General features: G+C 59.9%; 24 protein-coding genes and 2 pseudogenes. 13 read left to right on the top strand and 13 right to left on the bottom strand.

What is annotated here, in order from left to right:
- Positions 1–2: 2 nt before the first annotated feature.
- Complete coding sequence (locus LJE91_06515) at positions 3–1,466, bottom strand: NADH-quinone oxidoreductase subunit M (GenBank protein ID MCG6868383.1); 1,464 nt, start codon at positions 1,464–1,466, stop codon at positions 3–5.
- A gap of 885 nt (positions 1,467–2,351) precedes the next feature.
- On the opposite strand from LJE91_06515, the gene LJE91_06520 reads away from it, so the two are divergent.
- Complete coding sequence (locus LJE91_06520; protein ID MCG6868384.1) at positions 2,352–3,239, top strand: sulfotransferase; 888 nt, start codon at positions 2,352–2,354, stop codon at positions 3,237–3,239.
- 199 nt (positions 3,240–3,438) lie between these two features.
- Here LJE91_06520 and LJE91_06525 read toward each other — a convergent pair whose 3' ends face one another.
- Both LJE91_06525 and phaE read right to left on the bottom strand, forming a co-directional pair.
- Complete coding sequence (locus tag LJE91_06525; protein MCG6868385.1) at positions 3,439–4,506, bottom strand: class III poly(R)-hydroxyalkanoic acid synthase subunit PhaC; 1,068 nt, start codon at positions 4,504–4,506, stop codon at positions 3,439–3,441.
- A 30-nt stretch (positions 4,507–4,536) separates the two neighbouring features.
- A complete protein-coding gene (gene phaE / locus LJE91_06530) occupies positions 4,537–5,571 on the bottom strand; it encodes a class III poly(R)-hydroxyalkanoic acid synthase subunit PhaE (protein ID MCG6868386.1) in 1,035 nt (344 codons plus the stop codon).
- A 333-nt stretch (positions 5,572–5,904) separates the two neighbouring features.
- Between phaE and LJE91_06535 the strand changes: the two genes are divergently transcribed.
- The 6 genes and pseudogenes from LJE91_06535 to LJE91_06560 all read left to right on the top strand — a co-directional run bounded on the left by LJE91_06535 (position 5,905) and on the right by LJE91_06560 (position 9,390).
- A complete protein-coding gene (locus LJE91_06535; protein MCG6868387.1) occupies positions 5,905–7,089 on the top strand; it encodes an acetyl-CoA C-acetyltransferase in 1,185 nt (394 codons plus the stop codon).
- A 39-nt stretch (positions 7,090–7,128) separates the two neighbouring features.
- Positions 7,129–7,872 carry a beta-ketoacyl-ACP reductase gene (locus LJE91_06540; protein ID MCG6868388.1) on the top strand — a complete coding sequence of 248 codons (744 nt, stop codon included), beginning with the start codon at positions 7,129–7,131 and terminating at the stop codon, positions 7,870–7,872.
- A gap of 134 nt (positions 7,873–8,006) precedes the next feature.
- Positions 8,007–8,468 carry a polyhydroxyalkanoate synthesis repressor PhaR gene (phaR, locus tag LJE91_06545; protein ID MCG6868389.1) on the top strand — a complete coding sequence of 154 codons (462 nt, stop codon included), beginning with the start codon at positions 8,007–8,009 and terminating at the stop codon, positions 8,466–8,468.
- A gap of 171 nt (positions 8,469–8,639) precedes the next feature.
- Positions 8,640–9,020 (top strand): phasin family protein, encoded by a 381-nt coding sequence (locus tag LJE91_06550; GenBank protein ID MCG6868390.1) that lies wholly within the window; start codon positions 8,640–8,642, stop codon positions 9,018–9,020.
- 18 nt (positions 9,021–9,038) lie between these two features.
- Positions 9,039–9,167 carry an SDR family NAD(P)-dependent oxidoreductase gene (locus LJE91_06555; protein ID MCG6868391.1) on the top strand — a complete coding sequence of 43 codons (129 nt, stop codon included), beginning with the start codon at positions 9,039–9,041 and terminating at the stop codon, positions 9,165–9,167.
- A gap of 121 nt (positions 9,168–9,288) precedes the next feature.
- Positions 9,289–9,390: pseudogene (locus LJE91_06560) on the top strand (SDR family oxidoreductase).
- Positions 9,391–9,486: 96 nt separating this feature from the next.
- Here the strand turns inward: LJE91_06560 and LJE91_06565 are convergent.
- Positions 9,487–10,995 (bottom strand): alanine:cation symporter family protein, encoded by a 1,509-nt coding sequence (locus LJE91_06565; protein MCG6868392.1) that lies wholly within the window; start codon positions 10,993–10,995, stop codon positions 9,487–9,489.
- 143 nt (positions 10,996–11,138) lie between these two features.
- Positions 11,139–12,632, bottom strand: a complete 1,494-nt coding sequence (locus LJE91_06570; protein ID MCG6868393.1) for an SDR family oxidoreductase — start codon at positions 12,630–12,632, stop codon at positions 11,139–11,141.
- Positions 12,633–13,040: 408 nt separating this feature from the next.
- On the opposite strand from LJE91_06570, the gene LJE91_06575 reads away from it, so the two are divergent.
- The 3 genes and pseudogenes from LJE91_06575 (at position 13,041) to LJE91_06585 (ending at position 15,034) form a co-directional block, all read left to right on the top strand.
- On the top strand, positions 13,041–13,943 hold the full coding sequence (locus LJE91_06575; GenBank protein ID MCG6868394.1) for an alpha/beta hydrolase: 903 nt from the start codon (positions 13,041–13,043) through the stop codon (positions 13,941–13,943).
- On the top strand, positions 13,912–14,550 hold the full coding sequence (locus LJE91_06580; GenBank protein MCG6868395.1) for a CIA30 family protein: 639 nt from the start codon (positions 13,912–13,914) through the stop codon (positions 14,548–14,550). Before LJE91_06575 ends, LJE91_06580 begins: the two co-directional genes overlap by 32 nt.
- A gap of 292 nt (positions 14,551–14,842) precedes the next feature.
- A pseudogene (locus LJE91_06585) lies at positions 14,843–15,034 on the top strand (DUF427 domain-containing protein).
- A 114-nt stretch (positions 15,035–15,148) separates the two neighbouring features.
- On the opposite strand, the gene LJE91_06590 reads toward LJE91_06585, so the two are convergent.
- Positions 15,149–16,078, bottom strand: coding sequence for a LysR family transcriptional regulator (locus LJE91_06590; protein ID MCG6868396.1), 930 nt, complete (start codon positions 16,076–16,078; stop codon positions 15,149–15,151).
- A 126-nt stretch (positions 16,079–16,204) separates the two neighbouring features.
- On the opposite strand from LJE91_06590, the gene LJE91_06595 reads away from it, so the two are divergent.
- The 3 genes from LJE91_06595 (at position 16,205) to LJE91_06605 (ending at position 17,979) form a co-directional block, all read left to right on the top strand.
- Entirely contained in the window at positions 16,205–16,618 is a 414-nt protein-coding gene (locus LJE91_06595; protein ID MCG6868397.1) for a DoxX family protein, read from the top strand.
- Positions 16,619–16,639: 21 nt separating this feature from the next.
- Positions 16,640–17,287 carry an NAD(P)H-dependent oxidoreductase gene (locus tag LJE91_06600; GenBank protein ID MCG6868398.1) on the top strand — a complete coding sequence of 216 codons (648 nt, stop codon included), beginning with the start codon at positions 16,640–16,642 and terminating at the stop codon, positions 17,285–17,287.
- 464 nt (positions 17,288–17,751) lie between these two features.
- Positions 17,752–17,979: a PepSY domain-containing protein gene (locus LJE91_06605; protein ID MCG6868399.1), complete on the top strand. Its 228-nt coding sequence runs from the start codon at positions 17,752–17,754 to the stop codon at positions 17,977–17,979.
- A gap of 262 nt (positions 17,980–18,241) precedes the next feature.
- On the opposite strand, the gene LJE91_06610 is transcribed toward LJE91_06605, so the two are convergent.
- From LJE91_06610 to LJE91_06640, 7 genes are all read right to left on the bottom strand, one after another.
- Positions 18,242–18,436 (bottom strand): hypothetical protein, encoded by a 195-nt coding sequence (locus LJE91_06610; protein MCG6868400.1) that lies wholly within the window; start codon positions 18,434–18,436, stop codon positions 18,242–18,244.
- A gap of 170 nt (positions 18,437–18,606) precedes the next feature.
- Positions 18,607–20,034, bottom strand: a complete 1,428-nt coding sequence (locus LJE91_06615; GenBank protein MCG6868401.1) for an FAD-dependent oxidoreductase — start codon at positions 20,032–20,034, stop codon at positions 18,607–18,609.
- A gap of 725 nt (positions 20,035–20,759) precedes the next feature.
- Positions 20,760–21,350: a hypothetical protein gene (locus tag LJE91_06620; GenBank protein ID MCG6868402.1), complete on the bottom strand. Its 591-nt coding sequence runs from the start codon at positions 21,348–21,350 to the stop codon at positions 20,760–20,762.
- A gap of 772 nt (positions 21,351–22,122) precedes the next feature.
- Positions 22,123–22,335, bottom strand: a complete 213-nt coding sequence (locus tag LJE91_06625; protein MCG6868403.1) for a hypothetical protein — start codon at positions 22,333–22,335, stop codon at positions 22,123–22,125.
- Complete coding sequence (locus tag LJE91_06630; GenBank protein ID MCG6868404.1) at positions 22,332–23,132, bottom strand: DUF2092 domain-containing protein; 801 nt, start codon at positions 23,130–23,132, stop codon at positions 22,332–22,334. The genes LJE91_06625 and LJE91_06630 overlap by 4 nt, the downstream gene beginning before the upstream one ends.
- A gap of 228 nt (positions 23,133–23,360) precedes the next feature.
- Positions 23,361–24,848: a glutamate synthase subunit beta gene (locus LJE91_06635; GenBank protein MCG6868405.1), complete on the bottom strand. Its 1,488-nt coding sequence runs from the start codon at positions 24,846–24,848 to the stop codon at positions 23,361–23,363.
- Between the two features lie 10 nt (positions 24,849–24,858).
- Positions 24,859–25,356: glutamate synthase (locus LJE91_06640; protein MCG6868406.1), on the bottom strand; the 498-nt coding region annotated here is incomplete at its 5' end.

The raw sequence follows: 25,356 nt of genomic DNA on the forward strand, positions 1-25,356 counted from the left end.
CCTCACGTCCCGCCAAAAAGGGCGCTCAGATTCTCCACGGACACCGTCATTAGCCGCACGGCATACTGGGGAAACACCCCCAGCGAGACGATCCCCACGCTGAGCACACCGGCAGCCAGCATCTCCGTGGGACGCAGATCGGGCACGTCGCGCATGCGGGCACGAACCGGCCCGGCAAACAATCGGCCGACGGTGCGGATCGCATAGGCGGCGCTGATCAGAACGCCGATGCTGAGCATCGCCACGACCCAGCCCCAGCGCTCGAACCCCCCGACCAGGGCGTGCAGCTCGGCCACGAAGCTGGCAGTACCGGGCAGGCCGACGGCGGCCACGAAGGCCAGCACGGTGAAGAAGGCGAAACGCGGTGTCACCCGCACCAGCGAGCTGTACTGGCGGATATCTCGTGTATGGGTACGTTCGTAGAGCAGACCGATAAGCAGGAACAGGGCGCCGGCCACGAGGCCGTGCGCCACCATCTGCATCAGCGCCCCGGTCAGACCGGCGACATTGAGTGCAGCAATCCCGAACAGTACCACCCCCATGTGGCTCACCGAGGAATACGCGATCATGGCCTTCAGATCGCTCTGCCGCCAGGCCAGCAGCCCGCCGTAGATCAGGCTCACCAGCGCCAGGGTGGCGAGCAGACCCTGCAGGGCCATCACGGCATCGGGCAAGGTCTCGGCGGCGCGGATCAGGCCGTAGGAACCCATCTTGAGCAGGATCCCGGAGAGCAGGATGGAAACCGGGCTCGGCGCCTCCACATGAGCCAGCGGCAGCCAGCCATGAATGGGAAAAATCGGCATCTTGACGCCGAAGCCAATCAGGAAACCAAGGAAGATCAACACCTGCGTGCGATCGTCCAGCAGGCGACCGCCCGCCCGCAGATCGTCGAAGGAGAAGGAGTGCCCCGGCCCGCTGTCGAACAGCACCAGCAGGCTGACCAGCATGAATACCGAGCCGCCCATCGTGTAGAGCACGAAGTTCAGCGACGCGGTCTTGCGACCCTTGCCGCCCCAGCGGTCGATGAGAAAAAAAAGCGGGATCAGGGTCATTTCCCAGAAGACGTAAAACAGCGACCAGTCCTGGGCCATAAATACCCCGAGCATGGCGGACTCCAGGACCAGCAGCAGCAGATAGTAGCCTTTTACCCTCTCCCGAATTCCGCCGGAGGCCAGTACGGCGACCAGACTGAGCAGGGTCGCCAGCAGCACCATGGGATAGGAAAAACCGTCCAGCCCCAGGGAAAACGAGGTTCCCAGGCGCGGGTTCCAGGTGTGGCGTTCGAAGAACTGGAGTCCTCCGACCCGCGTATCAAAACCGAGAAGAAGGCTCCAGGCCGGAACCAGCGTCAGGATCGAAACGACGAGCGCAACACGGCGGATCAGAACGACGTTCGATCCGGGCAGAGCCACGACCATGACCGCCCCCAGGGCGGGCAGCAACAACAGAATAGTCAGGATCGGCAGGTGGTTCATTCCGCTCCCCAGGGCGGAATCCAGAAGCCAACACTGGGAATCTGGTGCGTTCGCGCCGCGGATGTAACAAAGCGAGGCAGAATAACCGGTTTTGCCGCGCAACGAAATTCACACTTCCCTGCCCTCAGGGGTCAAATCTGGTTTTATATAGCCATCCTGACGAGCGGGACAGGACCGGGGTCCAACAAAAAAGAGCCTGACTGACCAGGAAAATTCTTACTATATTGCTAGATTTGACCCCATACCCCATACTCTGGGGCCTGCACGAGGGCTGCCGATTCGATCGGGGATCCCTGAACATACGTTGCCGGATTCGATGCCCGCATCACAGTTATTTTCTGGAAGACTGACTAGTTAATTATAGGGAGTAGTCAGCTAGCGCCTCCTAGTACAAGATATAGAGGTGGCCGATTTACGGAATCAAACGAAAACGCGTCCAATCTTAGGCGATTGCCGGAAAATGGCATACCAGATCGCACCGGGTGAACTGCGAAGCAGTGAACGGCTTGGGCAGGAAGCCCAAGACCGGTGCCCAAGCAAAGCAGGGACAGCGCCGCGCCGGGATCGTTTGTCATCAAGGCGCGACAACAGGCACATAGTCGAACTATGTCACTGTTGTCGCAACACAGAGGACGGACGACAAAGACAAGCAGGATGGTATGTCATTTGACAGAAATCGCCTTAGTCAATACCGTTCCCATAATCGAGCCTGACATCGCACATGGCTTTGATTCGCAGCACCACAACATATAGTGGGTGGAGGCGCTAGCTGACCACCCCCTTTAATTATAAGGAGCACACATAACCAGGGAGGACAAGAGACATTTTGACAGGCCGCAGTTGTTGCGCGCCAATAACTAGCTGCGGAAGAGACCGATGCGACCTAAACTGAAGCACAAGTTCCGAGACGCAACAGCACCTTTCAGGGTATTGCCGGATTTTCTGATTATCGGGGCACAGAAAAGCGGAACGAGCTCGCTCTACTACTATCTGACACAACATCCTCAAGTCGCTGCGGCCCGCGGGTTCATCGATTCACAAAAGGAGACGCGGTTCTTCACCCGTCATTTCAAGCAGGGTACGACCTGGTACCGTCGTCACTTTCCCCTCTCCGTTCACAAACGACTTTTCGAGATGCTGCATGGTCAGCCCTTGCTGAGCGGCGAATCGACACCTTCTTACGTCTACTTCCCACACGCCCTGCGACGCATTGCCCGCGCTGTCCCCGAAGCCAAGCTTATTCTGCTCTTGAGGGACCCCGTAGAGCGGGCATTCTCACACTATAGACACGCCGTACGGTTAGGCGTAGAGCATCTGACATTCCCGCAGGCGATAAGCGTCGAGGAGGAACGGCTGCGTGGTGAAGAGGAAAGGCTTTGGGAGGACGAAAACTACACCAGTTTCTCCTATGGCTATCACTCGTACTTGAAACGCGGTCTGTACGCTGAGCAGATCGAGCGGGTTTTCTCTTATTTCCCCAGGAACCAGGTGCTGATTCTTGAGAGCTCAGATTTTTTCGGTAACCAGCAGGAGGTTTACGATTCGGTACTGGCGTTCCTGCAACTACCCGGACACCAGCTCAAGGGCTACCAGAAGGCAAATGCGGCTCCTCGGAGCGAGGACGTGGATTCAGCGACGAAAATGAAACTGCAGGCCTATTTCCGTCCGCACAACGAGAAGTTGTTTCGGCTTCTCGGACGAAGATTTGCGTGGCAGGAACCCTCTTCCGCAACCGAAGTCTACGGAGCCACAGGGGTACTTTAAAAAGCGTTACTTAGAGGAAGTTCCGGCCAGGAGAATTTTCGGACAAAATAGGCCCTTAGACCGCCTGGAATCCCCAGGCTCAACCTTGACCCGATCGGCCCGTCTTCCGTTGCCCCGGAATCAGGGAGATTCCGGGTTGCAAAGAGTGGAATAGTCCGAGGCTACGATTCACTCACGAGGCAATCTTGAGAAACAGGATCTATCGCGCGTTCAGCCACTTTCCGATCGCCGGGGTGAGTTCCTTCTGTGCGCGACCGCTGACATAGATGCCGATGTGGCCACCGGGAAACGCCAGTTCACTGTAGTCGTTACTGCCTATGTGACCGCCCAACGGCGTCGTGGCATCGGGCGGGACCAGGTGATCCTGTTGTGCGTAGATGTTGAGCACTGGGCAGGTGACGTTGCCAAGGTCGACCCGAGCGCCGCCGATCTCGGCCTCGCCGGCGATCAGGGCGTTCTTCTGGTAGAAGTCCTTGATGAACTGGCGGAAGGTCTCGCCGGCCTGGTCCGGACTGTCGAAGATCCATTTCTCCATGCGCAGGAAGTTCTTCACCTTCTTCGGGTCGTCCAGCAGATCGACCATGTTGACATATTTCTGACCCGTCAGGCTGAATGGTTTCAGCGACAGGAAGGTCCAGTTGAGCATTTCGCCGGGGATGTTCCCGACGGTATCCACCAGCATGTCGATATCGATGTGTTGTACCCAGGCTGAAAGCACGTCGTCCGGTGTCTTGAAGTCGACCGGCGTCACCATGGTCACCAGGTTGCGTACCTTTTCCGGATGCAGTGCGGTATAGCACAGGCTGAAAGTACCGCCCTGGCAGATGCCGAGGATATTGATGCTGTCCAGTCCGTGAGCCTCGCAGACATGATCTACGCAACGGTCGATGTAGCCGTTGATGTAGTCGTCCATGGTCAGCGCGAAATCGGAACTGTCGGGATAACCCCAATCGATCAGGTAAACGTCCTGGCCGGTCTCCAGGAGACCGCGGATGGTGGAACGGTCTTCCTGAATATCGGTCATGTACGGGCGGTTCACGAGTGCATAGACGATCAGTACTGGTGTATCGTTGCTCGCCGTCACTCCCTGTGGTCTGTCATAGCGGTACAGGACCAGCTTGTCTTCCCTATAGACCGGGGTTCGTGCACTCACGCCCGTATCGATTTCGCCGACATCGATCAGGTTCTCGATGCCCTGGCCGAGTTTGCGGCTGTAGTCCACCATCTCCTCGGCAAGCTTGTCGGGGCGAATCTGGAAATTGATCACGTCGAATCCTCCTACTGGCATCTGTTCGTCTTAGCGCTTTTTCGCAGCCACTTTCTTTGTACCCGGCGCCGCGGTCTTCCCGGTCGGCGTTTTCTCTACGGTTTGCTTTACTGCCGGCTTCGCCTCATCGGCCTGAATCTTCTTGAATTCGCGACGCAGAACATTGATCTCGGTACGCAAGGACTTGTTCTCCCGTCTCTGCTCGTGCATGCGCCCCTGCAGGGTGCGCAGGTCGTCCCTGGTGGGGATATTCATCGCGCTCAACAACTCGTCGAATATCTCGCCCCAGCGGCTTTTCAGTTTCATCAGGGCATTGACCATGCGGCCGTGGAGCTGCGTGTAGTCGTCCTTCATGATCTCCGCCGCGTAGGTTTCCTCGCAGCAACCCACCCAGGTGTCGTACAACTGGCGAGCCGATTCAACCGGGGCATCGCTGCAGCGCATCTGCAGCAATTTGGCCGATTTCTCACCCATGCGGCTGAAGAACAGGCTGTATTTCGCCAGCGCCTCCTGGTACTCCATGACCGCCTGCATGAGACTCTGGTACTGTGCCTGGCTCTCCCGCATATAACCCAGCCCGGGTGCGCCCAGCATGCGATCGACTTGCTCCCTGACGCCGCCATGCGGCATGCTCTTCAGTATGTCACCCGGTACGGGAGATATCGCCGAAGCCATGCGGTTCCAATTGTCCAGCGGCATCTCCCAGAATGCAGTCGCCTGCCTGAACGCGTCGCTGCCCTGAGTCTGACGAAAGCCCTCGGTCAGACCGGCGAGAAGGCGCGCCCAGGCATCAGCGACGTTTTCCTGGCCGCTGGCAGCCTGCATGGTCTGCTCGGCCATCTGGAAGAAGGCCTTGCCCTGATCCATCATCTTGCCGAAAAAGTCCTGACCGGGGGAAGGCACGGCGCCCTGTACCGCGCCCCGCCAGTGTTCCATCGCCTGCTCCCAGGGACTAGACGGCGGTTTCTTGATGCCGAGCGCCTGTTGCTGCATCTCGGTCCACTGTTCCCAGTACCGGCGCTGGGTGTCCATCCAGTCATCATTCCAGAATGCATATGTAGTCATGATCCGTAAGCCCACTTGTGATGGTTGCAACCCAGCCTAGCATTTGAATTTGCGCAATACAATAAACATATTGTGCGTCGCAGCAAGCTCTGCTCTAATTGCCCCACTGCGCACTTAGGCGATATTCTGTCAAATGAGATACCATCCCGCTTGAATTTGTCGTCCGTCCTCTGTGTTGCGACAGCCGTTGCATCGTTCGACGATGCGCCTGTTGTCTCGCCTGGATGACGAACGAAAATCCGGCGCGACCTGGTATGCCTTTTTCCGGTAATCGCCTAAGTCACATCCCACTAAAGAAGGAGGAGAGTCACCATGAGTGAAGATACGTCGTACATGAGTGAAGATGTCGTAATCGTAGCCGCTGGCCGCACCGCTATCGGGACTTTCGGCGGGTCGCTGTCTGGAATCCCTGCGAGCAAACTGGGGTCCATCGTCATCAAGGGACTGCTGGAAAAGACGGGCGTGACCGCGGATCAGATCGACGAGGTCATTCTCGGCCAGGTGCTCACGGCAGGGGTTGGCATGAACCCTGCCAGACAGGCGGCACTGGGTGCCGGGCTGCCCCACACGGTAGTGGCAATGACCATCAACAAGGTCTGCGGCTCGGGCCTGAAGGCGGTGCATTTGGCCATGCAGGCGGTCGCTTGCGGCGATGCGGACATCGTGATTGCCGGTGGCCAGGAAAACATGAGTCTCGCGCCGCATGTGCTGCCGGGCTCACGCAATGGGATGAAGATGGGCGACTGGAAGATGGTCGACAGCATGATTTCCGAGGGTCTAACGGATGTCTTCAACCAGTGCCACATGGGCGTGACGGCGGAGAACATCGCCAAAAAATATGAGTTCAGCCGTGCCGGTCAGGACGCCTTCGCCGCCGAATCCCAACAACGCGCCGAGGCCGCGCAGAAAAACAACGTCTTCGACGAGGAGATCATCCCGGTCGAGGTACCGCAGCGCAAGGCCGACCCGATCATCTTCAAGCAGGACGAGTTCCCCCGCCACGGTACGACGGCCGAGGGGTTGGCCAAGCTGCGCGCGGCCTTCGACCGCGAGGGAACCGTGACGGCAGGCAACGCCTCCGGTATCAATGACGGCGCGGCTGCCGTAATGGTCATGACCCGTGCCAGGGCGGAGGAACTGGGCCTCGCACCGCTGGCGACCATCGTGGCCTTTGCCAGTGCCGGAGTCGATCCCGCCATCATGGGCACCGGCCCGATTCCGGCCTCCAGCAAGTGTCTGGAGAAGGCCGGCTGGCAGGTCACCGATCTCGATCGGGTCGAAGCCAACGAGGCCTTCGCCGCCCAGGCGATGTCGGTCAACCAGGAAATGGGCTGGGACACCGACAAGGTCAACGTCAATGGCGGCGCCATTGCGCTCGGCCACCCGATAGGTGCATCCGGTTGTCGGGTATTGGTATCCTTGATTTACGAACTGAAGCGCAGCGAATCAAAAAAGGGGCTCGCTACCTTGTGCGTCGGCGGCGGCATGGGTGTCGCCATGGCGATAGAAAGGGCCTGACGATATGCGCGTCTACACTGAGGAAAGGAGGATAGGTTGATGTCTGATGACCAACGAGTGGCACTGGTTACCGGTGGATACGGCGGTATTGGCAGTGCCATCTGCCAGCGCCTGGCTAAAGAGGGATTCAGGGTTGTTTCCAGCTTCCGAAGCGAGGGAAAGGCCCGCAAGTGGCAGCAGGAGATGAAAGAACGAGGGGTGGATGTGGCCCTTTACCCAGCCGATGTCTCTGACTTCGAGCAGTGCAAGCAGATGATAGCGAGCATCGAGGCGGACCTGGGTCGCATCGACGTCATCGTCAACAATGCCGGCATCACCCGCGACAAGACCCTGCGCAAGATGGAGCAATCGCAGTGGCGCGATGTGCTCGGCACCAACCTGGACAGCTTGTTCAATATCGTGCGCCCGGCGCTGAACGGCATGCTCGAGCGCGGTTATGGACGTATCATCAATATCGCGTCCATCAACGGACAGAAGGGCCAGATCGGGCAGACCAACTATTCCGCGTCCAAGGCCGGCATGCACGGTTTCACCAAGGCTCTGGCCCAGGAAGTGGCCCGCAATGGGATCACGGTCAATACCGTGTCCCCGGGGTATATCGCCACGGAGATGGTCATGGCCGTGCCGGAGGCGATTCGGGACAAGATCGTCGCCCAGATCCCGGTCGGCCGCCTCGGGCGTCCGGAGGAGGTCGCGGCGGCGATCGCATTTCTGGTCTCCGATGAGGCCGCCTTCGTAACCGGTTCGGATCTGTCCATCAACGGCGGTCAGTACATGCATTGACCGGGCCGGTTGCGGTACCACCGGGAGGCCTGGAGAAACCCTGAAGAAAGGAGCGAGGCGGACGCGGCGCACGGGACGCTTTGATGCATCGTCACAGCCACTTGATTCAGGGTTCTCCTATTCGGAGTAGTGGTGTGATCGAAGAACGTATCATCAGGAAGTATCCCAACCGCAGACTCTATGACACCGGCCAGAGCAAATACATCACCCTGGCGGACGTGCGTATCCTGGTTATGTCCGGCATCAAGTTCAAAGTGGTGGATTCCGCCACCAAGGAGGACCTGACCCGACAGATCCTGATGCAGATCATCATCGAGGCGGAAGCGGGCGGGCGGCCGTTGTTTACCGCGGAGATGCTGGCGCAGTTGATTCGCTTCTACGGGGGTACCCTGCAGGGGGTGTTCTCCCGCTACCTCGAGGAAAGCTTCAATCTCTTCGCCAACCAGCAGCGAGAGGCGCAGGAAGGCATTCCAAAAGACCCGATGGAGACCTTCAACATCCTGACCAGGAAAAATCTCCAGATGTGGAGCGACATGCAGCGCAGCTTCATTCAGGCCGCCGGGCTCTCAAGCGACAAGGATTCCGAAAAATCCTGATGCGGCAAGGTCCGACCGAGTCGCGCCTCCCCTGTTTCACCCGTCTCCGCGAGGCGGCTACCCCTGGATAATGAGATAATTGTGCGGCGCACAAAAAAGGCTTGACAGGGGTGTAGAGGTTTCGTATTGTGCAGTGCAGCAGTTGTTGCAACGCACAAAAGGAGCGAAACGATGAACCTCAATGATGTCTTCGATCTGGTTTCCAAAACCGCCGACGAAAACTATACCAACCTGCGCAAACTCACTGATTTGAACCTCAAGGTCTGGGATCAGCTGTCCGGTAAGCAGATGGAAGTGATGAAGCTGTACTTCGAAACGGGCAATAAACAGGTGGAATTGGCAAAAGACGCCAAGCGCGTCGACGAACTGTACAGCAAGCAGGCCGAGCTGGCCCGCGAACTGGGTGAACAGCTCATCGAGAGCAATCAGCAGGTTATGGAGATCCTCAACAAGAGTCGTGAGGAGTACAAGGACTGGGTCGAAGCCGGCACCGCGCAGGCCAAGAGTCGCATGGAGAAGGTCGCTCAGGTATCGGACCACAAAGCCGCCTGAGCATCCCGGAGACCTGTAATGAAAGCAAAAACCGCTCTGGTAACCGGCGGCATTGGCGGAATCGGGACCGCCATCTGCCGCCGTCTGTCCAGCGACGGTTTCGATGTCATCGCCGTCTATTCATCCGATGGAAGACGAGCGGGCTGAAGCGTGGCGTGCGGAACAGTCTGCGGGCGGTTACGACATCGAAACGCTGGCAATGGACGTCGCGTCACCCGACGCATGCAGCATCGCGCTGACGAAGCTGCTCGAGGACCGGAACCCGATCACTGAAGAAATCGCCGGCGCCGTCGCGTATCTGGTCGAGGAAGAGGCCGGCTACATCACCGGCGCCAACCTGCCCGTCAACGGTGGACTCTACATGTCCTGAGCTCTCCCTCTGCGGGTGGCATCCCGACCGGCATTCCGGCGGGATGCCACCCGGCTTCTCCCTGCCCCCCGGTCATCCGAAACCGAATCGCACCCGTCAGTGCCGGAACTCCCCGGTGCGCAACTTCGCCATATACTCGTCCAGTGCCTGCCTGACCTTGCCCTGCAACAGGTACAGGCCGAGGAAATTGGGGAACGCCATCCCCAGCAGCATCAGGTCGCTGAAATCCAGGATGTATCCGGCGCTGGTGATCGACGCTATGACGACAAAGGCGATGAACATCAGCCGGTACACGATCGAGAAACGCTCGCCAAAGACGTAGGTCCAGCAGCGTTCGCCGTAGTAGGACCAGGAGATCATGGTCGAGTAGGCGAACAGGATCACGGCAACCGAAAGCACCAAGGGAAACCACGAGAGCACCGAACCGAAGGCCTCGGAGGTCAGGGCCGCGCCCTCGTTTCGGGCGATCAGATCCGCGTACTCGGGCTGCGCGTAGACACCGGTCAGGATGATCACCAGGGCGGTGATCGTACAGATGATCACAGTGTCGATGAAGGGCTCGTATAACGCCACCATGCCCTGTCGGACCGGGTACTTGACGCTGGCAGCGGAGTGGGCGATGGCGGCGGACCCGATCCCCGCCTCGCTGGAGAACGCCGCACGTCTGAACCCCTGCACGATGACGCCGACAAATCCCCCCGTAACGGCGGTCGGCACGAAGGCCTCGGTAACAATAAGCTTGAGCGCCCGCGGGATCTCCACCGCATGCGAGCCGATGATCCAGATCGCGGCCCCGAGATAGATCGCCACCATCGCCGGAACCACCGCCTCGGCGGTATGCGCAATACGGCGCAGACCGCCGATGATGACGACGCCGACGGCAAACGCCATGATCAGGCCGAATGCCCAGGGGTAGGTGTCGAAAAACGCGACTTTGCCCTGCACCGCACCGAGCGCCTGACTGACCTGAAAGGCGTTGCCGCCGCCCAACGATGCAACCACGGTCAGCAGCGCGAACACCACCGCCAGCGCCTTGCCGAAGTCAGCCATGCCGCGCTCGGCGTACCCCTTGGACAGATACTCCATCGCGCCCCCCATCAGCCTTCCATCGGGGCGTACCTCGCGGTACATCTGCGCCAGCGTCACCTCGGTGAACTTGGACGTCATGCCGAGGAATCCGGCGACGATCATCCAGAACGTCGCGCCCGGTCCGCCGATGCCGATGGCGATCGCCACGCCCGCGATGTTGCCGAGACCGACCGTAGCCGACAATGCCGTCGACAGGGCCTGGAACGGGGTCACCTCTCCACGGTCCTCCGGGGTGCGGTACTTGCCGCGGATGATTGCCAGCGCATGACCCAGGACCCGAACGTTGACAAACCCCATGCGCAGCGTGAGGTAGACGGCGCCAACGATCAACCAGGCGACGATGAACGGCATCTCGCCCGCGCCGGGCCAGACATCGAAGAAAAGCACCGACGCGACTGCACCGTTGATGCGATCGAAGACGGTGTTTAGGACGCTGTTGGTATCGTCAGCCGCCTGGGCTGCCTCGATCCAAAGGTTGGAAAATAGGATTGCAGAAAACGCGGGAAATCGGCTCATCAGGCAGGCTCTTGTACAGGGTTGGACTCGGACGGGGAGACTCTACCGGTTCCAGGGTGCCTGCGGCAACGCACAATATCAGGGGCCAGCCGTCACGACTCGACCCACGCCGATGGTTCCGGATTCTCCGAGCGATACGAGATTCAGTCGACCCCTGAGACCGTCGACTCCATCGCCTCGGCTCGGCGACAGATCTCGCGCGTGAGACCCTTGAAAATCACCAGATGCGCTGGCTCGAGCGAGAACCAGTACATCAATCCCCATACGCCCGCCGGGTGCCAGTAGGCGGTCGCGGTCACGCGCGTCAGACCTGTCGAAAGAGGACTGAGCTTGAGTTCGAGTACACCCGCCCCCGGTGCGCGCATACCGAAACGTAGCGTCAAGCGGCGCTCCGGATCGACACCGATCACCTCCCAAGAGTCGATCCTGTCCCCGGTCCTCAGGTCCGTCGGGTGGCGTCGGCCTCGATGCAACCCGGAACCTCCCGCCACCCAGTCGATCACCTCGCGTGCGGTCCACAATCCATTGAGAAAATAGTACCGGTTGTCCCCGCCGATCTCCGACACGATCTTCCACAGTGCCGCGGGTGACGCAGTGGACATTGCGCTCCCGGAGGCTTGTTTGGCGTAATAGCCGTAGTCGATGCGATCGTTTCGCAGACTGAACGCCCCTTCCACCCAGCGGGACTCCACGGCGCTCTGCCGCTCAGCCGCGAACGCAGCCTCGACGCTGCACCGGAAATCCAGCAAGTCCTGGGGTACGAGGGCTCGTAGCGGATCGCCGTGGGCCGTAAAGTCGTGCCTTAAACCCTCGATCAGCGCCCGAGCCACATTAGTAGGCACCGACGTAACATACTTCAGCCAGTAAGACGACAGGCGTGGCGACAGCACGGATACCGGCACGATCGTCGGCGGACGACGGCCGGCGACCTCCGCCAGGATGCGCATCATCTCCTCGTAAGTCAGGGTTTCCGGTCCGGCGGCATCGTAGGTCCGTCCGGCCGCCTCGTCGTGCTGCGGGAGCCGGATCAGGTACTCCAGCAGGTTGTCGAGCGCGATAGGCGGTGACTTTGCTCTGACCCAGCGGGGCGTAATCATGACGGGCAGGTGATAGACGAGGTCACGCATGACCTCGAAGGCTGCCGAACCCGGGCCCACGATGATGCCGGCACGCACTTCGGTCACGGGCACCGTCCCCGCGCGTAAAACCATGCCGGTATCGCGGCGCGATACGATGTGCTCGGAATCCGCGTCGTCCGGCACCAGCCCGCCGAGATAGATGATATGCCGGACGCCGGCACTGGCCGCGGCCCTGGCGAAATTGGATGCCGCCGCTAGATCGAGGCGACCGAATTCTTTCCCCGCAGCCATCGAGTGCACGAGATAATAGGCTGTGTCGACACCCTCGAGCACCGGGGGCAGCGTCTCCGGTTCAAGGGCATCCGCCTGGCAAACCTGAACACACGGCCAGTTGCGCGCCTTCAGCACCTCCGGGCGCCGCGAGACAGCGCGAACGTCGATGCCTCTGGCGAGAAGGCGCGGGACGAGATGCGAGCCGACGTACCCGCTTGCCCCGAATACCAGGCGAAGACCCGCTCTATCCTCGGGATCCGGCGCTTGCCCGCTGGATGATTTCATTGTGTCAGGCGATTGCCGGAAAATGTCATACCAGATCTCGTCGGGTTTTCGTTCGTCATCAAGGCGCGACAACAGGCGCATCGTCGAATTATCTCACGGTTGTCGCAACACGGAGGACGGACGAAAAGACAAACAGGATGGTATGTCATTTGACAGAAATCGCCTTATCTCGACACCCCAATCGGGTTTTCCATTAAGCAAGAAAAACCGACCTGGCGTCCAGGACGTATATCTTGAACTGGGTACGGATCGGGCTGCCCAACGGTTCACCCGCTGTCCGACCCACCGGGACCGGACGATCTCCCGATTGACAGGATACGAGAAGATGTGGGAGCGGAATTGACGAGTTCAGGCCTAAAACTACTCACTGTAACCATCCTGATTGGCGCTCTCACAGGGTGCTCTGCCTTGTCGATCGTCGACGGACTGACGCCCGAATCCGGCTACAGGCTGAAATCCGCCATTCCCTATGGTCAGCTCCCTCGGCAGAAGGCCGACGTGTACATGCCGGATTCGGGAAGCCCCCCATATCCGACTGTCGTCTTCTTCTACGGTGGCAGGTGGACCTTCGGCGACCGCGACGACTACCGCTTCGTCGGGCAGGCCCTCGCCTCTCGCGGTATCCTGACGATCATCGCAGATTACCGGCAATACCCCGAGGTACGCTTCCCGGCATTTGTCGAAGACGGGGCTCGGGCGGTCGCGTGGGCGCACGGGAATGTTTCCGAATATGGTGGTGACCCGGACATGCTTTTCGCGATGGGTCATTCATCCGGCGCACACATTGCCGCGATGCTTGCGACCGACTGCCGGTATCTGCGTGATGTGGGGGGTGACCAGAGCTGGCTGTCGGGATTCATCGGCCTCGCGGGGCCCTATGACTTTCTGCCACTGACCGATGATGGCCTGATAGAAATATTCGGGCCTGAAGATCTTCAACTCGCATCTCAACCCATCAATTTCGTTGACTTCAGGACGCCGCCCATGCTGCTGATGCACGGCCTGAAAGACAATACGGTTTGGGTAAGAAACACACGCAACCTCGCCTCGCGGGCGCTGGAACATGATGTTGCCGTAACCACCATCTACTACCCGGACATCGGACACCTGCGAATTATTGGCGCCGTCGCCGAACCTTTCCAGGGTTGGGCTCCCGTCGCCGACGACATCACGGAATTCGTACATGCCATGGGGGAACCGGATCGAATGAACGCAAGACACCAATGCTGCGAGGAATGCTGCCCGACAAATCCGTGCGCAACAGGCACGACGACGCAGCGTGAGTATTCCGGACATGAACGGGCCGGGTAGACGGAACGGCCTGACCGCCATGTTGTTCACCGCTATAGCGGGTGGGGGACACGCTGGCGAAGGCACGACAAGCGACGCGCTGATCGACGATCGCAGCAGTGGCAGCCTGAAAGCAAGCCGCGGCGGGCAGTGGCGACTGGTAACCGATCAGGTCATGGGTGGAATCTCGACAGCAGACCTGAGACCCGACCGGCATGGAGACCGAGGCTGCCTCCGATTGAGCGGCACGGTCAATACCGCGAATAGTGGCGGATTCGTGCAGATGGCGCTGGACCCTGCCGGTGGCAAGCACTGGAACGTCAGCACATTCGCCGGTTTGCAATTACTCGTCTCCGGAAACGGGGAGCAATACAACGTCCACCTTCGAACCAGCGACCTCTGGTTGCCCTGGCAATCGTATCGGGCGGCATTCGTCACCGCACCCGAGTGGCACGTGATCCGGATACCGTTTTCATCGTTCGAAGCCTACCGAATCAAGACCCGGCTTGACACCAGTCGGCTAACCCGCCTCGGACTCGTGGCGATCGGACGTCATTTCACGGCAGACCTGTGTCTGGGAGATCTGCGTTTCTACAGTCAAGAAGGCAAGACGCAACAACGGATGTGAAACACGATGCGGCGTGAGGCGCCGGGTCCGCGTCAGGAATCCGTCTGGGACTACCCGCGACCACCAAGGATCGAGATAAGGCGATTTCTGTCAAATGACATACCACCCTGCTTGTCTTTTCGTCCGTCCTCTGTGTTGCGACAACAGTGACATAGTTAGACTATGCGCCTGTTGTCGCGCCTTGATGACGAACGATCCCGGCGCGGCGCCTTCCCTGCTTTGCTTGGGCACCGGTCTTGGGCTTCCTGCCCAAGCCGTTCACTGCTTCGCAGTTCACCCGGCGCGATCTGGTATGCCATTTTCCGGCAATCGCCTAAGCGACCGAAACATCCAGATCGTATTTGACGGACGCATCATTGCGCAGACCCGTCGTGCATTTCGAGTCCTCGAAACCAGTCGCCCCCCCACCTGGTATCTGCCCCCGCGAGACGTCCCGCGGGAACTGCTGCAGCCGGGTTCGGTGCGAAGCTTCTGTGAGTTCAAGTGCGGGCCGGGTATGCCGGGCTGGCGATCGCGCTCCATCGCCCATCAGCAGTTCGACGGCAGCGGCGCGATCCGTTCGCCCCCTACGCGTGATTGCCACTCGCGGGAAGGGGATTCAGGACCCCTCCTTCACACCCGGACAATCCTCCCACGGCGGCTTCTCCCTGAAGTGATCGGCCATGTGTCCCGAGAAGACCTGCACACGCCGCGAGGAATATCGGCCGGGTGGATAGACCAGGTACATACCGACCGCATCGAGCCGGTAGTCCGTCAGCACACGTTCCAGGGTCCCGCTCCGAATGCCGTCGTGCGCGATGAACAGAGGCAGCATCGCAACGCCGAGACCCGCTTCGCACGCCTGTGCGATGTGATCGCCGTTGTTGGCGGCGAGCACCGTCCGGGGCCGGGCCTGATGTACCCTGCCATCACGATCGCGGAACCGCCAGGTCGCACCGCGCTTCGCGTGTGTGTATCGCAGTCCCTGATGCCGATTCAACTCCTCCGGCGCTTCGGGACGGTCATGGGTATCGAGATACGCCGTACTGGCCACGCAGACCATGTCGACCGTGTTCAACCGGCGCGCCACCAGGGTGGAATCCGCGAGTTCGCCGATCCGGATCGCGAGGTCGAAGCCCTCTTCCACCAGGTCCGCCTCCCTGTCCCCAAGGTCCACCTCCATCTGCACGTCCGGATGCGCCTTGGCGAACCCCGCCACGACAGGCCCCAGATAGCGGATACCGAACGAGAGCGGCGCGGCGACCTTGAGTCGCCCTGACAACTGAGTGCTGTCGGCGGACACCATCTGTTCTGCCTCCTCCCAATCGGCGAGGATTCGCAGCGCGCGTTCGTGCAACACGCGACCGGCGTCCGTGAGACTCAGTCTGCGGGTCGTGCGATTGAGAAGCCGCACACCGAGACGCGCTTCCAGGTCACCGACCCGACGGCTGACAGCGGATTTCGCGCTCCCCATACGCTCGGCCGCCGCACTGAACCCCCCGTGATCCACAACGCCGACGAAGGCAGACAGTTCCTCGTAGCGGTTCATCTCTAATTGTTGCTCAATCAGGGAAAATATTTCCTATCTATACCCCTTTATCTCCTCATTAGCAACGAAGAAAATTCCCCCATCGATCGGAACGGCCGATCGAGTTCCACATTCAGGAGATGAAACATGAATCCATCCATATCGAACCCACCGGGAACCCTCATCGCCCGCGCGCTGATGGCCCTGATATTCATCGGCGCCGGCATCAGCAAGATCGGCGGGTACGCCGCGACACAGACCTACATGGAGAGTGCCGGGGTGCCCGGCATGCTGCTGCCACTGGTGATCGCACTCGAACTCGGCGGCGGATTGGCGCTGCTGCTGGGCTTCGGCGCACGGATCGCCGCCGCAGCGCTTGCCGGATTCAGTCTGCTGGCCGCCCTGCTCTTCCACGCCGATTTCGCCGACCAGATGCAGTCGATCCTGTTCATGAAGAACCTGGCCATCGCCGGTGGACTGCTCATGGTGGCCCTGCACGGACCGGGGGCCTGGTCCGTCGAGCGCCTTCGGCGGACCCGGACCGCGATTCCGGCCCATTAAACGCATGACACAGCGGATAACATCGAAATGAATATACTTCGTATCGACGCCAGTGCACGAACCGAGGGATCGGTCACCCGCCGGCTCGCAGACGATCTCATCCAGCGTCTTCGTGAACGACACCCGGGAGCCCGGGTGGTGCGACGCGAGCTCGCGGAAACCCTGCCACTGCTCGACGAGGACTGGCTGAACGCCAACTTTACCGATCCCGCCGAACGGACCGCCGAACATCGTGCCATACTCGCGCTGTCGGACCTCCTTATCCGCGAGATTACGGATGCCGACGCCATTGTCATGGCGGTACCTATCTACAACTTCGGTGTCCCGGCGTCGGTCAAGGCCTGGGTCGACCTGGTCTGCCGCGCGCGTGAAACCTTCCGTTACACCGAGAACGGTCCGGTCGGCCTGCTGGGCGATCGTCCGGTGTACCTGGCGACGGCATCCGGCGGTACCCCGATCGGAAGCAAGGTCGACTTCGCGACCGGATATCTGAGGCACATCTTCGGCTTTATCGGCATCACGGACGTACGTCTGATCGCGGCGGGGGAAGTGCAGGTTGCTGCCGATCTGGCCATGGCAACCGCACGTAAGCACATCGCATCCGCATTGGCACCGACGACATCTTCTCAGTCGGTGCGACCCCGGGAGCGGAAGCCCTTGATTGTCTGATCAAATTCCACCGGTGGCGGGACGGGCCTGACGGCCTGGACCGCCGTAGCAGACACGACACTCCCGGCCACCGACGGGCAAAGCGATTCTCGGATTTCAAATGCGGCCGACCTAGTCCGTATTGAATCTGTATCGGTCCTGTGGTGAGCGAGTTTCCATGCATACCTGGACCCTGACTTTTACCGCATTGCTGTCCGCGATCTGTCGCCATATTGTGTGCCGCGTCGCTCTCCTCCAGGTCCGCGCACTCACCGTATCCTACTCTGTTCGATTCGGTGGTATGGTATTCGACTGAACACACCAACCGGAGCCCGACCATGCGTACCCTCCTGCTGCTAGTGGTGATCGGCCTTCCCGCGATGGCCTCCGCGGATTCGCAATCCAGGTGCGATCCGGCACGCGGATATCCCTGTCCCCCGACCACAGCGGATTCGATATCCGCTCCCCGGGGACAACAACCCCCGATGGCCTACCTGCCTCGGGCGCCCAGACAGCTCCCGCTGTCCAGACTGGTTCGCAAGCTGGAACTCGCCGGTTTCGATCCTATCCTCGAGATCGAGCGAGAGGATTACGACTGGGAGGTGGAGGCCGAATACCGGGGCCAGCCTGTCAAGCTTCGTCTGGATCCCTGGACAGGGGAGTTACTGGAGTACTCGATGGAGGACGATGCGGCGGAGAATACTGGGGAGTAGTTGGCCTTTGAGGAAGCAGTGAGGCAGGTTCAGTAGACCTTGGTGACGAACCGCATACGTCCATCCTGTATGGCGTTGAAAGGAGGCAGCCCGCGGCGGCGTACTTCGATGGCTGGCTGACGCTGAAACCGCAACGGCGGGCCAGCCTCAACCTCGAACCATTCCCATCACGCCCACGCGGGCTGGGAAAGTGCGGTGTGTTGTGCGTCCGTTATTCTCCGTCCCCCGTCCGGCAAAGGGCCGGGCAGCACGATATCGAGTTTCAGACCACCCGTCTGGGTTGCCCGGTATCGGCGGACGGTTGAAGGTCCTCGCCGCCCTGCTCACGCTCGGGATATTTGCAGTCCCCGCAGGTCAGCAGTTTCACGAATCGATTGGACAAGATAACGAAGCGCCATACCTGAACCAACAGGTTCTGCTGCTTGCGCTTTTCACTTTCGATCATCACGTATTGCATGAGATTTTCCTCCACTTGATGTAATCCCGGATTACTGTTGTACGCTTGTCGCGAAATACCGGGATGTATCTCCCTGGCTGCTATTGATGTCCGTCTGATCTGCGTTTTCTCTCCTCCGGTTCAGCCCGAGCCTGGCACGCACCCGACCGGAAATTTTTCGGCAAGCCGTGTCAGGGTATGTACTGCCAGCCTGGCTTTGCACTGAGCTTGTACAGAAAACCGTGGTGCAGGCCTTTCTTCAGCCACGCGCCGGCCAGCCCGATCTCAACGTTGCCCAAACCTAAGTCCCGCCCAGTGTCCGGAAACGCGGCCTTGTTTCGCACGATAGGATAGATGCCGATCGTCGCCGCCGAACCCCGCAGCCAGGAATTCTTGAGCGAGGCGATGCACATGCCAGGGGTCTCGGCGAGCGAGGCGGTATGGCAGGGTTCCCGCCCCTGGATCATCTCGGCGATGTTCAACGCGGCCGCCTTGCCGGTCAGTTCCGAGGTGTAGCCGGTGCGCGGTATCGCCGGCATCAGCTGAACACCATTGGGCGAGGTGTAGGGACGCGAGGTGCACCCCGGCGGCGCAAATGCGATCCCGCAACTGTAGACGTTCGGGTACTCGGGGCTCTGATAGGTTTTGGGCCAGTCGAAGCAGACAAGATCCTCGTAGCGTTTCCCGTAAAAGGCATCGACCTTGACGAAGCCGGCCGGATTGCACATCCGGTCCTTGATGTCGTTGCCCTCCTTGTCCCGGTATTCGAGCGGCTGGCCCCGAAACGGGGGAATCAACATGGCAAAATCGTATTCGATGTCCTTGAATTCACCACTGGCGTTTTCGGTATGAATCGCCTTGTCATCGATCTGGTGCACATGACTGTGCAATTCCATGCGGATGTCGTACTGCTGAAACAGTGCAGTGGCCATGTCTTCCGAGCAAAAGATGACAGGGCCGCGTTTCATCTCGAAACCGTCGATTCCGAAGTCTCCCGCCCGCGGCTCGTTGGAGAGCCACGTCATCTCGACCCGGTCCCGCAGACCGCGGTCCTTCAGGTCGTTGTGCAGCAGCGAGATGAACTCGAACCCCGCCCCCTGGCAGGTACAGCTTCCGTGCCCGGTCCCCACGACGACCTTGGCCTTTTCACCCTTTTTGAGTCGTTCCAGCAAGAGCCGGTAGGTCGCGGCGGTTTGTTCGGCGTGTGGCGGAGTACAGATTGACTGCGTGAAACCGTCTTCCGGCCCCAGCCCCGGCGTGGCAGCATAGTTGAGATAAGGACCGGTCGCGATGAGCAGGTAATCGTACGACACCTGTTGCGAGACGCCGTCGTCCGTCTCAACGACGATGTATTCGTCGTCCGGATGAATCGCCTTGGCTCGCCCCTGAATGAACTCGATCCCTAACTTGTCGTAGACGGGCTGCAGCTCGAACTGAGCCTTCGCGGGTTTGATCTGGCCGATACCCACCCAGATCAGCGAGGGGATGTACGTGAACCTGGGATGGAGATTGACCACGACGATCTCATGATCACCATCCACGTCCTTCAATGCTTTCTGCAGGATCAACGCCGCGTACTGTCCGGAGAACCCGGCGCCGATAATAACGGTCTTAGCCATGGAGGCCCCCCCATGTCGTCGCTTGGTGATGACACGGGGTGCCTTGCGCGATACCCGGTTTTCCCCGGGAAACACCCCGTCTAGTCCTTCATTCTAATCCGCAACCCCGAATTTCCCTATGCGGGCAAGGTAAGCGGATCGCAAATGACCTTGTACTTCGAACCGATGATACGCCTACTTAACCATGTCTGCCACTCGATATTTTGGATCAATGGGGTCAGACTCGATTGGTCAGAACCTCTCGCCCGCCGACCCGCCCTGGATCGGTTCATCGCTCAACCGTTGTCGCTCGGCACGCTCGTGGCCGACGCCAAAACCGATCTCCGGATCCGCTTGGGTTGGGCGAAGCTCGCCCGGGTGATCCAACGCTCAAGCCCTGCGCTCTTTTGCCCGGGGCGCAGCCGGGTATCGAGCCCGACAACGATCCGACGAACTACAACAGAAAGGTCGTCAGAATGACGAAAAACAGGTCTTGCAGCCCATAGACCGAGGCGATCTCTGTCAAATGACAGACCAGCCTGCTTGTCATTTCGGTCGGCTTCTGCGTTGTGCCCGCCGTTACATAACCTGCTATGCGCCGGCCGGCACGCCTTGAATACGAACGAGAATCCGGCGCATTTGGTATATTGTTTTCCGGCAGTCGCCTGAAGCCAACAGGGCGCCCCGGACGAGCACGCTTACCCAGGGGGACGGCACCAAGCCTCTCCCCGGGCTTTGCAGCGCCGTCAGGAATCCTTTTGCGAGTGTCTGCTCTTGAGAAACAGCCAGGCGGCAACAAGCGAAGTCGGAACGATGATCATCCAGAGCGTGTATTGTTCGACGACGGCACCGACGACCGCCATGATCGCCAAAATGATTCCGATCAGGACAAACATACGTTCGAAGTGAAGCCCGGCCAGGTAACTGGACAGGGCCAGAATGACCATTGAGACATTGGACGCGGCGTCCCGGGAAAGGATGTCGTGGCGCTCGAGCCCGAAGATGATGTACAGCGCCACCAAGGCGCCCAGCCAGTGAAACAGATGCAGATGGATTTCGGACCAGATCGAGCCATGGCGTTTTCTGGCCTGCAACCAGGCTCGCACCAGGCTGAGCACCACGTAGACCCAGAGTACAACCAACCAATATAGCGCTCCGCCCCCTTCGGTGGCTTGCGTCAAGCCCATCCCGACCAGGGCGAGCACGAGCAGGACGCAAAACAACCAGAACTGGACACCTCGACCGGACCATAAGTGTAGCTTGCTTGAGTCCGGTGCCGTGCCCGCCTTCGGCTCTGCATCGCCGTTGTCAAGCTTCTGCGTGTCTTGATCGGGCATCGAGGATTACCTCTTTCGAGTAAAGAAAGCGCATCTTAAGCCACGATAGTCGCTGACTGTCCGCTCAGCTCCGGGGACAGTTGCTGCACATTGTGTATATCATCATCGTGTATATCATTATCGTCAACTTGCCGAATTCGGATTAGGCGATAGCCGGAAAATGGCATACCAGATTGCGCCGGATTTTCGTTCGTCATCACGGCGCGACAACAGGCGCATAGTCGAATCATGTCACTGTTGTCGCAACACGGAGGACGGACGAAAAGACAAACAGGATGGTATGTCATTTGACAGAAATCGCCTTAGGTGATCGTAGCGAGCATGATGGGAGAGCGAGATCAAACGTTCACGATTTTGAGGCGCATAATGGGCCTACGCAACGAAAAATCGGGAGCATTTGAGCCGAGCTCCCATCAGCGCAGTAGATTAATCCTCAGTCCGACAGGCTCCTAGCGGTCATTCCGGTCGAACGGCAACCAGGCCGGGAGCAGTGACCCCAACCTGATCCCGGGAAAATTGATCTGTTCGGCCTATCCAGACGTGCTTCCGGCTGTCCGGAGCCGATCACAGCGACTGTTGGTTCTGGTTACGGGTCTTATACCCGTCACGGACAGGTTTTCACGAGAAAGTGCGTGTCATATTCGTTTCGTGGCAAGACGCGATGACGCGTAATAGCCGCTCTATTGCAAGGAATCGCAACGCTGCCACGGGACGAAGAGGGCGTGCGTGCCGGGAAAACCTGTCCGCGGCGGGTATAACAACGCCCTGAAGGCTAACACCCATATACGCCTACCGCACAACGTCGCACCGTGCGTCGCCCCACCCCGGCAACGCTCACTGGGGTTAGTGGACGCCCGACTCTGGCTTCGGCAGCCGGAATAAAACTGTGAACCCCTGGGATTGAAAGCCGATCTCCAACTTCGAATCCGCAAACCACGATGGTTACGAGAATCAAGAAGATACCAACTCGGTTCGATATGCTCATTGAGATTCCCCTGTCACGAAATGCTCCGGCAATTCGTCCGTGCCCTCAAGATCCCTCAGTTCAACCTTCCTGGCGCTGGTTGTGTTCTTGAAGCTGAAATCAACTGCCGCAACCTCATCTCCAGTCTTCCAGTCCCTGGTCTGAATGGTGTATTGCGGTCCGCCAGCAATGAGCTTGGAGGTGATAACAAACCGGCAAGGATAGGGGCGTTCCCCTTGTGCGATCCAAATCTGATAATCGACTTCTTTTTTTCGAAAAGCGAGTGAATCGCATTCAACGCCCCCAATCACGCCGCTGCCAAGGTCCTTTACATCGACGACATCAAGCATCAGTTCATCGTAAGGATCCGGCAACAGCAAATCCGCGGCAGGGAGCGACATGTGATGCTTGGTCCTCAACGCATCGACCAAGTTTTCGACCGTGCCAGGCACATCAGTCTGTGCATAGATGTTCAAGTTCTTACCCATCATAGTCAGCGTTTTCCCGTCAAAGTACATCTCGACATTCGCAAACCCGCCGGAGCGCGTGGCGCGGATCTTGTCAGGTCGATTGAGCGTGACGGTGCCTGAGCTTGCCAGCTCGAGTTTCTGGCCATCGGTGGTGACGACCCCGAGGGTGGTATCGTATCCGAACGAGAGCGCCTCCTGCGCCGACAGGTATTCGGACATGGTCTTGAGCAGCCTCTTGGCATCTGCCTCATCGGCTCTCACTCCCGCGGATGTCCCCAACACAACTATCATGGACAGCGCCAGCGCGAACATGCCGCGCCCAGAACTCTTCAATAATTTACGTGCCATCTGCTTCGTGTATCTCCCTAAACCGAGATTCCTCATTTGGAAATCCCCTCTGCGGTAGCAGTCTAACGCGAAAATCCACCGACGTGCACTCACATTTGTCATGGGGTTGCTTTCACGTGATCTCGGTTCAACCAGCGAGTTCCGGTCAAGACTTGTGATAGTTCGACTTTGCGCTTGCTGTCGCGCCTTGATGACGAACGAATATCCGGCGTGATGATCACGGTTGTCCTAAAGTCCGCGCGGCGGGCTCGGCGCGTTCGGTGTCTGCAGACTGTGCGGCAGCCGCGAGCGTCCCGTCAGCCAGGTATCGATATGCCGGGCGACGTCGCGCCCCTCGCCAATAGCCCAGACCACGATCGACTGGCCGCGGCGGGCATCGCCGGCGACGAATACACCCGGTATCCCGGTCATGCTCCGTGCATCGGTTTTCAGCGTATTGTCTTCGGTCAATGTCAACCGTGGATCGCAGAGGGGCGCGACCTCGGGGCCCTTGAAGCCGATCGCGATCAAGACCAGGTCCGCCGGGATCTCGATCCCGCTCCCGAGCAGGATCTTTTCCGTCCGCCGCCCCTCGGCATCACGCTTCCAATCCACTCGCTCGGCAATCAGCCGATCGACGCGGCCATCGCCGTCGCTGTCGACAAAGCCGGTGATGTTGATACAGAAGGCCTCGTCACCGCCTTCCTCCAGGGCATAGGTCAATCGATAAACTCGGGGCTGCTGCGGCCACGGGTTATCGGCCGGCCGCGAGTCCGGCGGGCGTGGATTGATGCTGATCTGCAGGACGGCCTTCGCGCCCTGGCGGTGGGCGGTGGCGATACAGTCGGTCCCGGTGTCGCCACCGCCGAGCACGACCACGCGCCTGCCCCGTGCATCGATGTCGTCATCAACCGGGCGCCCCGCCTGACGTCGGTTCTCGGCGGTGAGATAGTCCATGCCGAATAAGACACCTTGCAGGGCGCGCCCCGGTACCGGCACATCGCGGTGCTCGAGCGCACCGATGGCCAGGCACACCGCGTCGAATTCCGCCTGCAGCCGCTCCAGGGTCACATCGACGCCGATATTGACCCCCGTTCGAAACGCAATGCCTTCTTGGCGCAGTTGTTCCACGCGCCGCGCGAGCATTCGTTTCTCAAACTTGAAATCGGGGATGCCGTAGACCATCAGGCCGCCGATCGCGTCGTCACGTTCGAATACCGTGACCCGATGTCCCGCGCGGTTGAGCTGCTGGGCGGCGGCCAGCCCCGCCGGCCCGCTGCCGACGACCGCCACACGCCTGCCGCTGCGCTCGGCAGGCGGCTCGGGTACGATCCAGCCGTTCCGCCAGCCGGCATCGACGACGGCCCGCTCGATGTCCTTGATCGTCACCGCATCGTCGTTGCAGGCGAGCGTGCACGCCGGCTCGCACGGCGCTGGACAGGTGTAGCCGGTGAACTCGGGAAAGTTGTTGGTGGCATGCAGGCGCGCGAGCGCTTCACGCCAGCGGCCACGATACACCAGGTCGTTCCATTCGGGGATGATATTGCCGATCGGACATCCCCCCATACAGGTCGGCACACCGCAGTCCATGCAACGCTCGCCCTGGTTGCGCAGTGCGGCCTCGTCCCATGAAAACCGGTAGACCTGCCGATAATCGCGAATGCGCGACCGTGGATCGCGGTAGCCGATCGGCGTGCGCGCGTTCCTGAGAAACCCGTCCGGATGATTCTCCGACATGCCCCTTACCTCACGCGGCCCGGCGCACCGCCGGACGCGGTGGCTTGACGCGGATATCCCGTCCGTTCGCGAGCTGGCGTGCGATGGCCGCCGCGTAGGCCTCGGGCACCACCTTCACGAAACGCGGCACGCCCTCGTCCCAGTCATCCAGGAGTTGCGTGGCCTTCGTGCTGCCGGTGTGGCTGACATGGTTTTCCAGCATACGCCTGAGCAGTTGTCGGTCACGTGTCCCGGTCACCGGCTCAATTCGCCTGCCGTCCAGGTTGACGTAGCGCTCGGCCAGGCCCTGCTCGTCGAACAGATAGGCCTCGCCCCCGCTCATACCGGCTGCGAAGTTCTTACCGATCGGCCCCAGGATCACGACGGCCCCACCGGTCATGTATTCGCAGCCGTGATCGCCAATGCCTTCGACGACACTCAGGGCGCCGGAGTTGCGTACACAGAACCTTTCCGCCGCACGGCCGTTGAAATAGGCCTCGCCCCGGGTCGCCCCGAACAGCACTACGTT

It is taken from the genome of Gammaproteobacteria bacterium (assembly GCA_022340215.1).
In the GTDB taxonomy this organism is placed as follows: Bacteria; Pseudomonadota; Gammaproteobacteria; order JAJDOJ01; family JAJDOJ01; genus JAJDOJ01.

What these genes read in the sequence shown, in the direction of transcription:
- LJE91_06550 (MCG6868390.1), top strand. Translation starts at nt 8,640, where the DNA reads ATGAACCTCAATGATGTCTTCGATCTGGTTTCCAAAACCGCCGACGAA.
- LJE91_06540 (MCG6868388.1), top strand. Translation starts at nt 7,129, where the DNA reads ATGTCTGATGACCAACGAGTGGCACTGGTTACCGGTGGATACGGCGGT.
- LJE91_06595 (MCG6868397.1), top strand. Translation starts at nt 16,205, where the DNA reads ATGAATCCATCCATATCGAACCCACCGGGAACCCTCATCGCCCGCGCG.
- LJE91_06570 (MCG6868393.1), bottom strand. Translation starts at nt 12,632, where the DNA reads ATGAAATCATCCAGCGGGCAAGCGCCGGATCCCGAGGATAGAGCGGGT.
- LJE91_06535 (MCG6868387.1), top strand. Translation starts at nt 5,905, where the DNA reads ATGAGTGAAGATGTCGTAATCGTAGCCGCTGGCCGCACCGCTATCGGG.
- LJE91_06620 (MCG6868402.1), bottom strand. Translation starts at nt 21,350, where the DNA reads ATGCCCGATCAAGACACGCAGAAGCTTGACAACGGCGATGCAGAGCCG.
- LJE91_06565 (MCG6868392.1), bottom strand. Translation starts at nt 10,995, where the DNA reads ATGAGCCGATTTCCCGCGTTTTCTGCAATCCTATTTTCCAACCTTTGG.
- LJE91_06605 (MCG6868399.1), top strand. Translation starts at nt 17,752, where the DNA reads ATGGCCTACCTGCCTCGGGCGCCCAGACAGCTCCCGCTGTCCAGACTG.
- LJE91_06625 (MCG6868403.1), bottom strand. Translation starts at nt 22,335, where the DNA reads ATGAGCATATCGAACCGAGTTGGTATCTTCTTGATTCTCGTAACCATC.
- LJE91_06555 (MCG6868391.1), top strand. Translation starts at nt 9,039, where the DNA reads ATGAAAGCAAAAACCGCTCTGGTAACCGGCGGCATTGGCGGAATCGGG.
- LJE91_06520 (MCG6868384.1), top strand. Translation starts at nt 2,352, where the DNA reads ATGCGACCTAAACTGAAGCACAAGTTCCGAGACGCAACAGCACCTTTC.
- LJE91_06630 (MCG6868404.1), bottom strand. Translation starts at nt 23,132, where the DNA reads ATGGCACGTAAATTATTGAAGAGTTCTGGGCGCGGCATGTTCGCGCTG.
- phaE (MCG6868386.1), bottom strand. Translation starts at nt 5,571, where the DNA reads ATGACTACATATGCATTCTGGAATGATGACTGGATGGACACCCAGCGC.
- LJE91_06610 (MCG6868400.1), bottom strand. Translation starts at nt 18,436, where the DNA reads ATGCAATACGTGATGATCGAAAGTGAAAAGCGCAAGCAGCAGAACCTG.
- LJE91_06590 (MCG6868396.1), bottom strand. Translation starts at nt 16,078, where the DNA reads ATGAACCGCTACGAGGAACTGTCTGCCTTCGTCGGCGTTGTGGATCAC.
- LJE91_06635 (MCG6868405.1), bottom strand. Translation starts at nt 24,848, where the DNA reads ATGTCGGAGAATCATCCGGACGGGTTTCTCAGGAACGCGCGCACGCCG.
- LJE91_06615 (MCG6868401.1), bottom strand. Translation starts at nt 20,034, where the DNA reads ATGGCTAAGACCGTTATTATCGGCGCCGGGTTCTCCGGACAGTACGCG.